This window comes from Marinobacter sp., assembly GCF_014859525.1.
Taxonomy (GTDB): Bacteria; Pseudomonadota; Gammaproteobacteria; order Pseudomonadales; family Oleiphilaceae; genus Marinobacter.
This window is the reverse complement of sequence record NZ_JACUUB010000067.1, coordinates 1-15,066: the sequence shown is the minus strand read 5'-3', so window position 1 is coordinate 15,066 and position 15,066 is coordinate 1. Positions and strand designations below refer to the sequence as shown.

Annotated in this window: 11 protein-coding genes; 8 read left to right on the top strand and 3 right to left on the bottom strand. The window is 56.1% G+C overall.

Annotation, left to right across the window (positions count from 1 at the left end; genetic code table 11):
- Nucleotides 1–121: 121 nt before the first annotated feature.
- Entirely contained in the window at nt 122–1,759 is a 1,638-nt protein-coding gene (locus IBX51_RS12095; protein WP_291831521.1) for an NAD(P)/FAD-dependent oxidoreductase, read from the bottom strand.
- A 205-nt stretch (nt 1,760–1,964) separates the two neighbouring features.
- On the opposite strand from IBX51_RS12095, the gene rlmE reads away from it, so the two are divergent.
- Nucleotides 1,965–2,585, top strand: a complete 621-nt coding sequence (gene rlmE, locus IBX51_RS12090; protein WP_291831520.1) for a 23S rRNA (uridine(2552)-2'-O)-methyltransferase RlmE — start codon at nt 1,965–1,967, stop codon at nt 2,583–2,585.
- Between the two features lie 147 nt (nt 2,586–2,732).
- The gene (locus tag IBX51_RS12085) at nt 2,733–4,094 is read left to right on the top strand and encodes an MBL fold metallo-hydrolase (RefSeq protein ID WP_291831519.1); all 1,362 of its coding nucleotides are present in this window, start codon (nt 2,733–2,735) and stop codon (nt 4,092–4,094) included.
- A gap of 132 nt (nt 4,095–4,226) precedes the next feature.
- Here IBX51_RS12085 and IBX51_RS12080 read toward each other — a convergent pair whose 3' ends face one another.
- Nucleotides 4,227–4,844 (bottom strand): transposase, encoded by a 618-nt coding sequence (locus tag IBX51_RS12080; protein ID WP_291831518.1) that lies wholly within the window; start codon nt 4,842–4,844, stop codon nt 4,227–4,229.
- Nucleotides 4,845–5,043: 199 nt separating this feature from the next.
- On the opposite strand from IBX51_RS12080, the gene cysQ reads away from it, so the two are divergent.
- The 6 genes from cysQ to IBX51_RS12050 all read left to right on the top strand — a co-directional run bounded on the left by cysQ (nt 5,044) and on the right by IBX51_RS12050 (nt 14,586).
- A complete protein-coding gene (gene cysQ / locus IBX51_RS12075; RefSeq protein ID WP_291831517.1) occupies nt 5,044–5,811 on the top strand; it encodes a 3'(2'),5'-bisphosphate nucleotidase CysQ in 768 nt (255 codons plus the stop codon).
- A 95-nt stretch (nt 5,812–5,906) separates the two neighbouring features.
- A complete protein-coding gene (gene rfaH, locus IBX51_RS12070) occupies nt 5,907–6,392 on the top strand; it encodes a transcription/translation regulatory transformer protein RfaH (RefSeq protein ID WP_291831516.1) in 486 nt (161 codons plus the stop codon).
- A gap of 145 nt (nt 6,393–6,537) precedes the next feature.
- Nucleotides 6,538–7,812 (top strand): GGDEF domain-containing protein, encoded by a 1,275-nt coding sequence (locus IBX51_RS12065; protein ID WP_291831515.1) that lies wholly within the window; start codon nt 6,538–6,540, stop codon nt 7,810–7,812.
- A 242-nt stretch (nt 7,813–8,054) separates the two neighbouring features.
- Entirely contained in the window at nt 8,055–11,180 is a 3,126-nt protein-coding gene (locus IBX51_RS12060) for a hypothetical protein (RefSeq protein WP_291831513.1), read from the top strand.
- A 101-nt stretch (nt 11,181–11,281) separates the two neighbouring features.
- Entirely contained in the window at nt 11,282–13,189 is a 1,908-nt protein-coding gene (locus IBX51_RS12055) for a DUF1302 domain-containing protein (RefSeq protein ID WP_291831512.1), read from the top strand.
- Nucleotides 13,190–13,221: 32 nt separating this feature from the next.
- Nucleotides 13,222–14,586 carry a DUF1329 domain-containing protein gene (locus IBX51_RS12050; protein ID WP_291831510.1) on the top strand — a complete coding sequence of 455 codons (1,365 nt, stop codon included), beginning with the start codon at nt 13,222–13,224 and terminating at the stop codon, nt 14,584–14,586.
- 76 nt (nt 14,587–14,662) lie between these two features.
- Here the strand turns inward: IBX51_RS12050 and IBX51_RS12045 are convergent.
- Nucleotides 14,663–15,066 (bottom strand): methyl-accepting chemotaxis protein (locus tag IBX51_RS12045; RefSeq protein ID WP_291831509.1); only part of this gene is annotated, 404 nt, incomplete at its 5' end.

The following is a 15,066-nucleotide window of genomic DNA, read 5'->3' as shown; positions in this document are numbered from 1 at the left end:
CCAACCTTCCCAGCCTTCCAAGCCTTTTCCAACTCCAACACCAAATGTTCGCCTTCCACCAAAAAGTGCCCAAAGGCCTGGCGGTATTTTTTCTGGTGCAGTTTTTTGATGTCGTCCAGTTTCACGATTGGGTTTCCCCGGCGGCGTCCAGATCGGCCAGCATCGCTTTGGCGACAGCCTCAGCCACTTTGATGCCATCCACGCCGGCCGACAGAATGCCGCCGGCATACCCTGCGCCTTCACCGGCTGGATACAGGCCACGGGTGTTCAGGCTTTGCAGGCTATCCCGATCCCGAGTGATGCGGATCGGAGAAGAGGTGCGGGTTTCGATGCCAGTCAGGATGGCATCGGCCCGGTCAAAACCCCGTATCTGACGGCCAAATGCGGGCAGGGCTTCGCGGATGGCGTTAATGGCGTAGTCGGGCAGGGCGGCGGCCAGATCGCCGAGGAGAACGCCGGGCTTATACGAGGGCTCTACCTCGCCCAAGGTCCTGGACGGCTTGCCCGCGATAAAATCCCCCACCAACTGTGCTGGTGCGCAGTAGTCGCTGCCGCCCAGAACGTAAGCCTTGGATTCCAGCTGCTCCTGCAGTTTCACTCCCGCCAGCGCATCGCCCGGGAAATCCTGTTTGGGATCGATATTTACCACAATGCCGGAGTTGGCGTTGCGTTCGTTGCGGGAATACTGGCTCATGCCGTTAGTAACCACTCGCCCCGGCTCGGAGGTGGCGGCCACCACTGTGCCGCCCGGGCACATGCAAAAGCTGTATACGGCGCGCCCGTTGCTGGCGTGGTACACCAGCTTGTAATCGGCGGCACCCAGGGCCGGGTGGCCTGCATACTTGCCCAGCCGGGCATGGTCGATCAGACCCTGAGGATGCTCAATACGGAACCCGATCGCAAAGGGCTTGGCCTCCAGGTACACGCCTCGTTGGTGCAACATACGGAAACTGTCCCGGGCGCTGTGGCCCAGCGCCATCACTACATGCTGACTGGTTAAAAGTTCACCATTGGCCAGCTCGACGCCCTTGACCTGGCCATCCTCCAGCAATAAGTCGGTGACTTTTTGCTCAAAGCGAATTTCGCCGCCCAGGCTGATAATTTCGTCACGCATTTGAGACACCACACCCGTCAGTCGGAAGGTGCCAATGTGCGGCTTGCTCACATAGAGGATTTCTTCCGGCGCGCCGGCTTTTACGAACTCTGCCATCACCTTGCGGCCGTAGAACTTTGGATCCTTGATCTGGCTATAAAGCTTGCCATCAGAGAACAGGCCCGCACCGCCCTCACCAAACTGCACGTTAGACTCCGGCGAAAGCTGCTTTTTTCGCCACAGTGCCCAGGTGTCTTTGGTGCGCCGGCGCACGTCTTTGCCCCGCTCAAGCACGATCGGCCGAAACCCCATTTGCGCCAGCAGCAGCGCGGCAAACAACCCGCACGGGCCCAGCCCAACCACAATCGGGCGTTCCTGCAGGTTGGCCGGTGCCTGTCCTACCGGGTAATAGCCGGTATCCGGCGCCGGGCGAACGTGGCTGTCATCGGCAAAACGGGCCAGCACGGCGGCTTCGTCTTGAACGGCCAGGTCGATGATGTAAACAAACTTGATCTCTGTGTTCTTCTTGCGAGCGTCGTAGCTGCGTTTGAACACGGTAAAGTTCAGGAGCTCATGATCTTTGAGTGCCAAGCGCTGCAAAATGGCTGCGCGCAAGGCGGCCTCCGGATGATCAAGGGGTAAGGCCAGTTCGGTAACGCGAATCATGCTGTTTCCTGCCACCAGGCCAGAGCCGGGCGCGTTCGGATAAAAGTGTGGGTCGTTAAGGGCGCCTATTGTACTGCGAGGCCGGATGCATGTCAGGCTTAGTGGGCTTGGAGTTTGGTCCGCGTTGAGAACCAAAGCGGCTTTTGCGGGAAGGGTGGCGGCAGCGTACAATGTGCGCTTTACCGCAGTTAACAGATGACATCCCATGGCCCGTTCCAAAAGCAGTAACCGCTGGCTCGAAGAGCACGTCAACGATCCCTTTGTAAAACAGGCTCAGCTGGACGGCTATCGTTCCCGCGCCAGTTATAAACTGCTGGAAATCAACGACAAAGACCGGCTGATTCAGCCCACCATGCTGGTGGTCGATCTGGGCTCAGCGCCGGGAGGCTGGTCGCAGGTAGCTGCTAATCTGGTGGGCCATAAAGGCCGGGTAGTCGCCTCCGACATCCTGCCTATGGATAACATCGCCGGGGTGGAATTTATCCAGGGCGATTTCACCGAACAGGACGTGTTTGACCAGATCATGGCCACCCTCGACGGTGCCAAGGCCGATGTCGTCATCTCAGACATGGCCCCCAACATCAGCGGCGTAAACGCAGCCGATCAGGCCGCCTCCATGTACCTGATCGAACTGGCTCTCGACATGGCTTGCCAGGTGCTCAAACCCAAAGGCAGCTTCGTCGCCAAGGTCTTCCACGGCGAAGGCTACGACGACTACATCAAAGCCGTGCGAGAAGTCTTCGACAAAGTCGTCGTCCGCAAACCCGACTCCTCAAGATCCCGATCCCGTGAAGTGTACCTGGTTGGTAAAGGCTTTAAGGGCTGAGGCTGTCAAGACGCAGGCTACCAAGGGGTCAGACCCAAGTACATTTCATCCCCCCAAATGCACTTGGGTCTGACCCGTATCAGTATTGAGAATGGTTTTTTGAGCTAAGCTGAAGGTATCTCACACCAGACAAGGATCTATATGTCTATGAAACTTCGCTTCCTTGGTGGCACAGGCACCGTCACCGGCTCTCGCTATCTGCTTTCTGATGACAAGCACCGCTTGCTGGTGGATTGCGGCATGTATCAGGGTGTCAAAACCCTGAGGCGACGCAACTGGGCGACGTTTCCGGTAGATCCTTCCAGTATCAATGCAGTGGTGCTGACCCATGCCCACATTGATCACTCCGGCTACCTGCCGGCGCTGGTAAAAAACGGTTTTAAAGGTAAGATTTACTGCACCAAAGCCACCCATGAACTTTGCAAAGTGCTGCTGCCAGATGCAGGTTACCTGCAGGAAGAAGACGCCAAATACGCTTTTCGTAAAAAGTTCTCAAAGCACGAAAAGCCAGAGCCTTTGTTCACCGTAAAAGACGCGGTGGAGGCCTTGAAACACTTTGAATCGCTGCACTATCACGAGACCTTCGAGCCGGTGAAAGGCTTTGAGGTAAGCTTCACGCCGGCTGGGCACATTCTGGGGTCATCCTGCGTACACGTTCACCATAAAAGCTCTGACCGCACAGTGGTGTTCACCGGCGATGTTGGCCGGCAGAACGACCTGATAATGCGTCCGCCCGAGCCACTGCAGCACGCCGATGTTCTGGTGTGCGAATCCACCTACGGCGACCGCACCCACGGCGATTCAGACCCGGAGCAGGATCTCGAAGACATCATCACCAAAACTGCAGGCCGCGGTGGCATCACACTCATGCCTGCATTTGCCGTGGGTCGCGCGCAGATGTTGCTGTACGTGGTGCACAAACTCATGGGCGAGGGCCGCATTCCCAGGTTACCGGTTTACCTGAACAGCCCTATGGCCATCAAGGCCACCGAGGCGTTCATCAAGCATCATAAAGAGCACAAGCTGAATCAAAGCCAGTGCGAATTGATTGACGACAAAACCCAGTTTGTTCGCACGGTTGATGAGTCCATCGAGCTGGATGCCGTGCGTTACCCTTGTGTGATTGTTTCCGCCAGCGGCATGGCCTCCGGTGGCCGGGTATTGCACCACCTGAAAACCCTGCTGCCCAACCCTCGGAGCAGCGTTGTGTTCGCTGGCTTTCAGGCACCAGGTACACGTGGTGACGCGCTGGTTAATGGCGCCGAATCCGTCAAAATTCACGGCGAATACTGGCCGGTAAAAGCCGAAGTTCACAACCTGGATTCCATGAGCGCCCACGGCGATTACAACGAAATCCTGACCTGGCTGGAACAAGGCAACCTCAAGCCTGAAAAAGTCTACATCACCCACGGCGAAACCCTGGCCAGCGACATCATGCGCAAACGCATCACCGAAAAATTCGGCTGGGATGCCGAAGTACCAGAGCTCTTCGAAGAGGTAGAGATCTAAACAAGCAGGCTACAAAGGGGTCGAACCCCGCAGGGGTTTGACCCCACCCTTCTGCCAGCGCCGGAAACCGGGTCAGACCCGAGTGCATTTAACGTGATCAAATGCACTCGGGTCTGACCCCAAAAACCAAAATCACGATCCCCAGTACTTGGCCAGAACCCTTTCCTGAAACTCCTCGGACCCGAGTGGCTTGCCTGATATCGCCGCGTAATGAATCTCGTCGTCCATGCCCTCAGGCGCAAGGCTGGCGATGAAGGAACGGTAGCTAATGAAGCGCTTGTCTGGGTCTGGCTGATAGTTCAGGTAGCAAGGGTGGGGTGTGTGCAGCTTGGAGCGCATGCCATAAGCGTGGCAGTTATAGCTGGACCATTGGTAGTCGCCGGCATACTCCACCATGCTTGCCTTCACCGGGTTCAGCTCTATATAGCGTTGGCACTGCAGAAAGTACTGATCGGAATCCACCATGCAAGATTTGAATCGCCCTTCCCACAAGGTGCCCGAGCGCTCATATTTGCCATTGTAGTACTGAGCATACGACTGCCCTACAGACTTCATAAACGCGGAGAGCGCATCATCGGTGCCGGGCGTCACCAGCAGATGGGTGTGATTGGTCATAAACACCCAGGCATGTATGTCCACCTCAAACTTGCGCTGATAACGCGAAAGGTACATCGCATACGTGGCGTGGTCGGCCAAATCCTGAAAGCACACCTGCCGGTTATTACCCCGCTGAATAACATGCTGGGGCATCCCGGCCGGGCAAATCCTTGGTCGGCGGGGCATCTCACATTCCTTGTGGATAGTGTTGTTAGCCCGGTAATCTGCCCCACCCACCGTTTAATTTCAAGTTGGGGTCAGACCCGTGTGCATTTCGTCACACCAAATGCACACGGGTCTGACCCCAAAATTTGCTACTATGGCGTTAGACAAGGCCAGGCAGGACGCAAACATGTATTACAGCTCAATTCTTCCGGAAGTGCTTAAAATTGCTGATGAAGCCAGCGAGAAAGTGCTGCACATCTATCAGTCTGATTTCAAAGTGAGTTACAAGGAAGACCAGTCGCCGATCACCGCCGCAGACACGGCCAGTCACGACATTATTGTCAAAGGGTTACGCAGTATTAGTCGGGACATACCGGTTCTCTCGGAGGAGGGTGAGCAAGCATCCTGGGACGAGCGCAAGCACTGGCGCCGGTTCTGGCTGATCGATCCCATCGACGGCACCAAGGATTTCACCCAGCGCACGGGCGAGTTCACCGTTAACATCGCGATGATTGAAGACGGCGAGCCGGTGATGGGCGTGGTCACGGCCCCGGCATTGAAAGAAGCCTTCTGGGGCATCAAAGGTGAAGGAGCGCACATGCGCGATCGCACTGGCCGCATCCACCGCATTCGCGTAGCGGAGCCTCGAGACACCCTGCGTGTGGTCGCCAGCAAGAATCATCTCAATGATGCAACCCGCGCCTTCATCGACACCCTCGGGCCCCACGACACCGTCCAGGCGGGCAGCTCTCTCAAATTTTGCCGCATCGCCGAAGGCCATGCCGACATCTATCCTCGCATGAGCCCAACCTGCGAGTGGGACACCGCGGCCGCTCACGCTGTCTTGCTGGCGGCCGGTGGCAAGGTGCAAACGGTTGACGGCCAGCCCCTCAAGTACGGGAAAGAAGATGTGCTGAATCCGTATTTTATTGCGGCAGGCAGCTGGTATTTTTAGCCGGCGAATCTCTAAAACGGGTCAGACCCGAATACATTTCGACTCACCAAATGTACTTGGGTCTGACCCCCCAAGGGGTGGAAGATGGAACTTTTATGACGTGGTATGCACTTCAACACAAGCCGGCTCAGGGTGATCGGGCGGTTCAGCATTTGCAGAATCAGGACATTGCCTGTTTCTATCCCAAGATTGAGGTGGAGAAGATCAAGGCGGGTAAGCGCAGCAAGAAGCTGGAGCCGCTGTTTCCTGGGTATATTTTTATCAATCTGGATCAAACCGACCCTATGTGGGGTAAGTTGCGCTCTACGCGTGGCGTGATGCGTGTGGTTAGCTTTGCCAACAAGCCGGCGGGGATCGCAGATGAGGTCATCGACCATATCAGGGCCAGCATGGACAAGGTGACGGAGCAGGGCGGCATCAAGGCGGGGGCGCCTGTGGAGCTGGATGATGGTCCCTTCAAAGGCCTCAGTGCGATTTTTCAGGCTTATGATGGTGACGAGCGCGCCATTGTTCTGGTCAGTTTCATGCAGCGACAACAGGCGGTTAAAGTTGCGCTGTCCTCGGTAAAGGTTGAGCGCTGAGTCAGCACCAAAGTGTGCTCCAATCTGCATTTTCACATTTCGTTTTCTATCATTACATAAACCATACTGAACCAGAGGTGGCGCCGAAGGCAGCATATCTAATTGTAGATAGTGTGTTGTGATCAAAGGATGGTGATTTCGCTTGATGGATTATCTGGATCAGCCTTTCAATGTACTGATCGGGCTGCTAGGCGTGGTGCTTCTGGCCGGGATGGCTGTGTTCATTGCCAAGCTCAAATCGGACATCAAGAAACTGGAGCAGGCTTCCAGTAGCCGGCTGAAGCGTCTTGGCAATCGCGTTACCCAGCTCAGTGACAAATGTGGCGAACTCTCTGACTGTTTTGAGCGCATGCCCAAGCGTGCTGCGTTAATCGATCATGCCAACAGTGCAGTGCGTGCCATCTCAAAGGAGTTGGCGGACCATGAAACTCGCATCATTAAATCGATCCTGAATGAGGGCGACCTGCTCAAGGGGCTGGCAAAAGCCTTTGAGCTTCTGCAACCCGATCCCGGATCAGCGTTATGGACGGCCTATTGCGTGTCTGTGCTCGATCAGCACAGGAATATCCTCAAGCTTGCCTGGCACCAGGGGCTGAACGAGCAACTGGCGCAGGATCTGAATGAAATAAAACTGGTGCACGGCACCGTGCCCCATGCCACCGCCGCGATGTTAGCCGAAGACGTTCAAGTGCAGGCTCAAGCAAACCACACATCGACGAAGAAAGGTCAGCTCAGTGGCTTGCCCGCGGGCGTTCAGACCTGGCACTCGTTCCCCGTCAAGAAAATCGATGGCGATGTACTGGGCACCTTCGATATTCTGCGGTTCCATGAAGCCGTTCCCTTGCCCGACGATGACCAGATTGCAAACTACCTGTTTGTCGTATCCATCATTGTTGAAAGGCACAGTTACCTCAGTGGTTTGCTGAGCCAGGCCAGAACCGACAGGCTCACGGGCATCAACAACCGCGGGTACGCAGAAGAGTGCCTGACCAAAGAGATCGAGCGCTCGCAACGCTATAACAACCCGCTATCGGTAATCCTGTTCGATATTGATCACTTTAAAACCTTCAACGACACCTACGGCCATGATGTTGGGGATCTTGTGCTTCAGGAAGTGGCTCGGGTTGCAGCCAGCGCCCTGCGCGCCACAGACGTGATTGGCCGGTGGGGCGGCGAGGAGTTTTTGATCATCCTGTCAGAGACGGATCTTGAGAGCGCCTTAGTGGTTGCAGAAAACGTTCGTAAGGCAGTGGCGGCCGTCCAGTTTGAATTCTCCCACTCTGTCACCATCAGTGCTGGCGCCTCCGGGTTTGTCGGCAAGGATACCGCTCACAGTCTGGTTAAATCTGCCGATGAAGCGCTCTATCAAGCAAAGGCGGCTGGCCGAAACTGCACGCTCGCCCAGCGCAGGCCCGCCTAAGCGTTAAAAGTGCCCTCATTATCTTGCATCTTGAATATTTTTTATCAGTCCTGGCCAAATCCAAACCCCTGAAAATACAGCATAACATAACCTATAAGATGTTTATTGCATGCCAAGCGCCGCCAATTCACGATCAAAAAGTTGGAATACAATATATTATGCGATATTATTGAAAATAAGGCGGGGCGCAGACCAGGTGGTCCTGTCAACAATACAAAAATAAGTTTTGGGAGATGGCACCGATGACTGGTAATCAAAGCAGAGCACTCATCACCGTCCTGGCCGCGAGTACAGCCCTTACCGGGTGCTTGAACAGCGGCGGGAAAACCAACAAGAATGCCGATCCGGTATACAACATCAGTAATCCGAACATCATTGCCGAGGGCACCCGACCAATCTTTCGGCCGCTCGACACAGCCTTTCCGCTGCCCAGCGATCCGCTGTTCTTCCTGAACCCGGAGCGGGACGGCACCATGCTCAATGGCACCGATCCAGACAACCCGGTCACCACTGGACTGGGTTTTGTGGATGGCAACTCCATCCTCGCGCCATTCGACATCAAGATCAGCGATAGCCTGGACCCGAATCAGACACTGGACGCCCGCAACTTCGTTGAAATCGATGGCGAGGTGGTGCCTAACCCGGATCAGAACATTTACATTCTGGAAATCGAATTCCCCTCCGGCGACAGCGTGTTCCAACAGTCCCGCGAAGTGGGTGGCATTGTTGCGGCTGATCGGTACCGCCTGGCCAAACGCCTGGAAGCGCAGGGTGACACGGCAGCGGCAGATACAATCTACCAAAGCTTGCTGGAAGAAAGCTTCCGCGTAGAAATCATTACCGTGGATGCGAACGGCCCGGCCGGAGCTGCTGGCGGTTCTCAGAACAATGCCATTCGCCTGTTGCCTATCAAGCCGCTGAAGCCGAAAACCAAGTACGCAGTGGTTTTGGGTAACAAGATTGTGGATAAAGATGGCGACCCGCTGGTTAGAGAAAATCGGTTCGAGACCGCGTCCAATCCTGAATTTGTCATCAGTAATCCGGCGCTTCAGCCGTTCCGGGAGTCCATGTTGCCCGCCAGGGCCTGGGGTAGTGAATTCTTTAACTTCAAGCGTGAGCTTGGAGGCAGCGGAGCGGAGGCTTCCTCATTTAGTGATGTGACCTTTGCGATCAGCTTCACCACAACCGCTGTTGAAGATGTGCTTCTGGCCAATGCAGCACCGGCAGCCTGGTTGAGGCAGAACTTGATGACCGAGCGCAAGAAATCTGTTCTCGGGCAGGTCTTCGCGGGCGGTTTTAATTTCTCTGGTCAGGAGCTTGCGGGCGCGGAGGAGCAGGATCGGCAGATCAACCAGCGTATCCTCAGCTTGCTGACGGATACCAGTTTCCGTTTGTACGATCAAGAGCTGGCGGAGATCCTGACCATTGCCAATGAAAACGGTACCCAGCTCCGTTACACCGACCTGGTTGCCGATGAGGCCATGGACCGGCAGCTGGCCTTTGCCCTGCAGACTGCCGTTGCTCAGGCAGTTGAAGAGGTGGTGGACTTCTCCCAAAGAGCTGCGGAATTGGCAGAACAGATTGCCGCTATCACTCCCTTTCCCAGGGCCCCAGGAGCGGAAGAACCCTCCCCGGTTCGTTTCTTCAGCCAAAAAGATGGTGGTGAGGTCAATCCTGCACTTCAGCAGACGGCGATAGAACTGTTCCTGACTGAAATCAACGTGAATCTGCAGGTTTATGAAGGTGAAATCACCTTGCCGTACTACCAACAACTCCCTGACGGCGCTGACGGTTCACCTTTGCAGACTGGTTCCTGGTTGCCGGCAGATTTCAGTAAGAATCCTGAGCTTCCCCAGGCTGAGTCTAACCGAGTCAGCTATCGCTTCCCGTTTGCTCAGAAACAGGCCGATACCAAGATTCCGATCATAGTCGGAACACCAGATCCTGCCTTTGGGGCTGGACCGGCTGCCGGTTATCCGGTGATTATCTATCAGCACGCGGCCACGCAGGATCGCTCAGCCATCCTGCCTATGGCTACAGCAGCGGGTTTGTTGTGCCTTGCTGACGGCGGCGGAGCGCCTAGCAATAACGCAGATTGTTTTGTGACGGTTGGCATCGATATGCCGCTGAACGGTGTGTTTGGTGAAGCGGCCACAAGTGCCAGGGATGAAGACAACCCGGAACAAACCCCTGGCATGGTCGAAATTGGCCTACAGCCAAATGCCTCGCCGGATGCCACCGAACGCCACTTCGGCTTCACGGCTAACGAAGCGATGCAGGCCGTACCCGCAGGCCAGGTGACTGATCCGGAATCCGGCAGCTTGTTCCTGAACTTTACCAACTACGCCAACACCCGTGACAACATGCGCCAGGGTGCCCTTGACCTGCTGCATGTCAACGCCTTGCTGCCCGCAATTGAAAATGCCATCGGTGCTTGTGCCACTGCGGGTGACTGCTCGAATGGTGTGAATATCAACACAGATCGTGTGTATTTCATCAGCCATTCCTTGAGCGGTATGGGTGGCGTACCGTACCCGGTCGTCAACAACCTTGCGGCGAGGGACAATCCGGACCTGAATCCGATTCTGGCGTCAGTGTTCTTTAACACCGGCGGCCAGTTCACCCGGATAGCCGAGAACTCCCGTAACACCATTGCGCCGGCACTGCTGCCGGGTTTGGATGCGGCCTCTGAAGGTCTCCTTGCGCAAGGTCGCACTGAGTTGAATATCTACTTCAACGTTTTCCAGGCGTTGCTGGATTCTACCGACCCCACGGCTTTCGCCCCGTTGTTTGAATCCTCAGGTAACAGCGCAACCTTGGTCACCTCCATCGTGGGCATTGATGGCGATGCAGACCGTCCATCCGACGGCACCATTCCAAATGCTGCAGATGCCGAGCTGTATGATCTTGGGCCGCTCGAACTGGTCACTAATTCCGGTTTCCAGATCAACAGCTTGCCGGCGCCGCTGGCAGGCACCGATCCCATGGCCCGGTTCATGGGTGCAGTGAGCATCGACAGCGCGGAAGACCATGGCACCCGTCCGATCATTACCCGCTACCTGGAAGGCTCCCACGGCAACCCGATTTCCGCCGGCCAGAAAGGTGCCGATCCATTCAGCTCCAGCGCGGTATTCGATGAAATGGCGGCCCAACTGGTAGCCCTGTTCCGTTCCAAAACGTCCGCTGAGGCAAGCTTTACCGTCGATGTGACCAACGATTGTGTTGTCCAGGATGTGGGCAGCGCGCCGGGTGACCCGGGGTGTGACGGCCAGACTGACGGCGGTGCGGAGCCTGATGAATCCGAAGACGGCGGAGAAGAAGGCGGCGGTGGCCTGCTGGATGGCATTGGGGGCCTCCTGGGTGGATAAAGTGCCCCGCTAAAATCGCGAGATCAGACATTCAGTATCAACAATGATTCAAAGCCCCGGCGGGATTGGCGCCGGGGCAGCCCAGACACGGGAGCAGTATCATGACAACAACAAAACAAAGTAGCCGTTTCAAGAAGAGAAACTCGGGCCTCGCGGCCGCCATTGCCGCCCTGCTGGCCTCGCCAGCATCGGCCATCGACTTTAACCTGTACGGTATAGATGCAACATTCAGCACTACCCTGACAGCCGGTATCGGTATCCGTCTGGAAGACCAGGATCCAGACCTGATCTCCCAGGGTAACCTCGGCCCGGAGTTTGCCTTCAGCAATACCGGGGCATCCTCCAACAACTTCGATGACGGCAACCTGAACTTTAAAAAGGGCGACCCGTACTCCCAGATCCTGCGTGGTCGCTCTGAACTGTTTCTAGATTACCGGCCAAACAGCGATTACCTGACCCGTGTCGGTGCGCTGGTGCGTGGCTCTTACTTCTACGATTACGAGCTGAAGGACAACAAGCGCGCGGTTGACCCGGTGGGTCAGCGTCGTGAGCTGAACCCTGAAGCCAAAGACAATGCATCCGGTGTCGATCTTCTGGACGCGTATATTTTCACGGACTGGTATGCGGGTAATGTACCGATCTCCGCACGTGTGGGCCGGCAGGTCATCAGCTGGGGTGAAAGTACATTTATCCTTGGCGGCATCAATGCTACGAACCCGATCGACGTACCTGCTTTTCGCAGCCCTGGCGCAGAACTCAAAGACGTTCTGCTGCCGGTGAACATGATCTACACCTCGGTTGGCATCACACCCGATATCAACATTGAAGCCTATCTGCAACTAGAGTGGGAACCGTTCAAGATCGATGATTGCGGTACCTTCTTCTCCTCTGCAGACGTAGCCGCAGACGGTTGCGGACCAGTTCTTCTGGCAGGTCAGGTACCAGACGCCCAGGCCTTTGAAGAGGGGTTTATCTCGCCAAGGGAGGGAGATGTTGAACCCGGCGATAAAGACCAGTTTGGTGTCGCCGTACGCTGGTTCGTGCCGGCACTGGATTCCGAGCTTGGCTTCTACTACATCCGTTATCACAGCCGTTTGCCCTACATCAGCGGTATTGTGAATAACCCGGAATCGCCAGAGGCGGGGCAGATCAACGATCCGGACTTGCCGTTCTCCCGATTCCCGAGCTACTACATCGACTACCCCAAAGGCATCGACCTGTTTGGCGTGAGCATCAACACCACGCTGCCGACCGGCACCTCGTTGGGGGCGGAATACAGCTTCCGGCCGAACATGCCGATTCAGTGGAATACCTTCGAGCTGATCTACGGCGGTGTTCAGCAGAGAGGGCCCGATGGTCAGGTGGTCAGCAAACTGGAGCAGCGTGTTCAGGCCAGCGATCCGGATTTTAACTACGCCGGTAAACCGGTCGATGGCTTTGATCGTTACGATGTCTCTCAGGCTCAGGCTACGTTCATCCACTTCGTGGACCGGGTGCTTGGAGCAGGTCGTTTCATAACCGTTGCCGAGATTGGTGCCACCTATGTGCACGACTTGCCCAGCAAAAGCGAAGCCCGGTTTGGGCGTTCAGGAATCTTTGGTATTGGGCCCGTTCCACTGGATGGAGAGTCCTTTTCAGGTGATTTATGCCGCGAAGGCCCCGGCGATGAAACCACCCGCCTGAATATCAACCCCACCAACTGCGGTGGTGACGGTTTCACCACATCCTTCTCCTGGGGTTACCGGACACTGTTCGCGCTGGATTACTCCAACGCGATCGCCGGCATCAACCTGTTGCCAAAGCTGTTCTTCACCCATGACGTGAAAGGCTATGCACCAGACCCCGGCGGCAACTTCAAGGAAGGCAACAAGTCCGTGAGTATCGGCCTGGATGCGGATTACCAGAACCGCTACTCCGGCTCGATCAGCTACACCAACTTCTTTGGTGGCAAATACAACGAAATCTCTGACCGCGATTTTATCGCCGCCAGCATTTCCTACTCATTCTGATTATGACGACGACAAAAACAGGAGTCCTGACCATGAGAACCCATAAAAAACACCTGATTGCCGGCGCCATTGCGCTCTCGCTGTTTGGGGCATCGTCTGCCATGGCGGCGGTGTCTGCAGCCCAAGCCGCCAAACTGGACAATGAGCTAACCCCCATTGGTGCTGAAAAAGCCGGCAACGGCGGCGCTATTCCAGCCTGGGATGGTGGTTTGCTGAACCCCAACGTTAACCAGCCCCAGCAGGGTATCTATCCTGATCCCTTTGCCGATGACGAAATCAAGTTCGTGATTGATCAAAGCAATGTGGACGAATACGCAGACAAACTGTCTCCAGGGCAGGTGGCGACTATCAAGACCTACGGCTCCTATTACATCCCGGTCTATAAAACCCGTCGTACCTCAACCTATCCGGAAGCACTGCTGAATCTGGCCAAAGACAACGCCACCACGGTATCCCTGACACCGGATGGCAATGGTCTGCAGAACTACGAAAAGGGCGTCCCCTTCCCGATTCCGCAGAAGGGCGTGGAGGTGATCTTTAATCACATCACCCGTTACCGGGGCGGCTCCATCATCCGTAACGTGGCCCAGATTACTCCTCAGGGCAACGGCGATTTCAGCCCGGTGAAGTTCACCGAGCATCTGACCGACCGCGTCGAGCTGGCGGACTACAAACCGGGTATGGACGACAATGTCTTGTTTTACTTCAAGCAGGTGATCACCGCACCGTCCCGCCTGGCCGGTAACGTGCTGCTGGTCCACGAAACTCTGGATCAGGTGAAGGAAGGCCGTCGGGCATGGCTTTACAATTCCGGTCAGCGCCGAGTGCGCCGTGCGCCTCAGGTGGCTTACGATGGCCCGGGCACCGCAGCGGATGGTCAGCGCACCTCCGATAACCTGGACCTGTTCAACGGCGCGCCGGATCGCTACGACTGGGAGTTGGTCGGCAAAAAGGAGATGTATATTCCCTACAACTCCTATCGCCTGTCGGCCCGGGACCTGAGCTACAACGACATCATCATGCCGGGCCACATCAACCCGGAGCATACCCGCTACGAGCTGCACCGGGTCTGGCATGTGCGCGCCACGCTTAAAGACGGCGAGCGCCACATCTACGGCCAGCGTGACTTCTTTGTCGATGAAGACTCCTGGCAGATCTCCGTGATTGACCACTACGATGGCCGGGGTGATCTGTGGCGAGTGGCAGAAGCCCACCACGTGCAGGGCTATGACATCAACGTGCCGTCTTATGCCGCCGAAACCCTGTACGATCTTATGTCTGGCCGCTACCTGGTGATGGGCCTGACCAATGAAGAAAGCGACCCATATACCTTTGGTGTGACTGCCCGCTCCAACGACTTCACCCCGGCGGCGCTGCGCCGTGCGGGTGTTCGTTAAGCGTCAGTTTTGGAAATCCGGGTCAGACCCGCAGACATTTGGTGCCCCCAAATGTCATCGGGTCTGACCCGGTTTGTTATTTGAAGCGGACGACCAGCTCGTGCAGGTCTTTGGCGATGTCGCCCATCTCGCGTACGCTTTGGGTGGATTCTTCGCCTTTGACCAGATTCTGTTCCGCCATATTTGAAATGCGTTCGACCTGTTCGTTGATCTGATCGGATACCTGCGCCTGTTCTTCCACAGCCGTGGCCATTTGCAGGGCCATTTCAGCGATGGTGGCGACGGATTCGGCTATTTCAGACAGGCTTGACTCCGCTTCCAGCATTTTCTGCAGACCATTGTCAGCGGCGATGCCGCCGGTTTCCGCTACCTGAACCGATTGCTCGGATTTGCCCACAAGCTCAGACACCACACCGTGGATTTCGGTGGTGGATTCCCGGGTCCGCCGGGCCAGGTTTCTTACTTCGTCTGCCACCACCG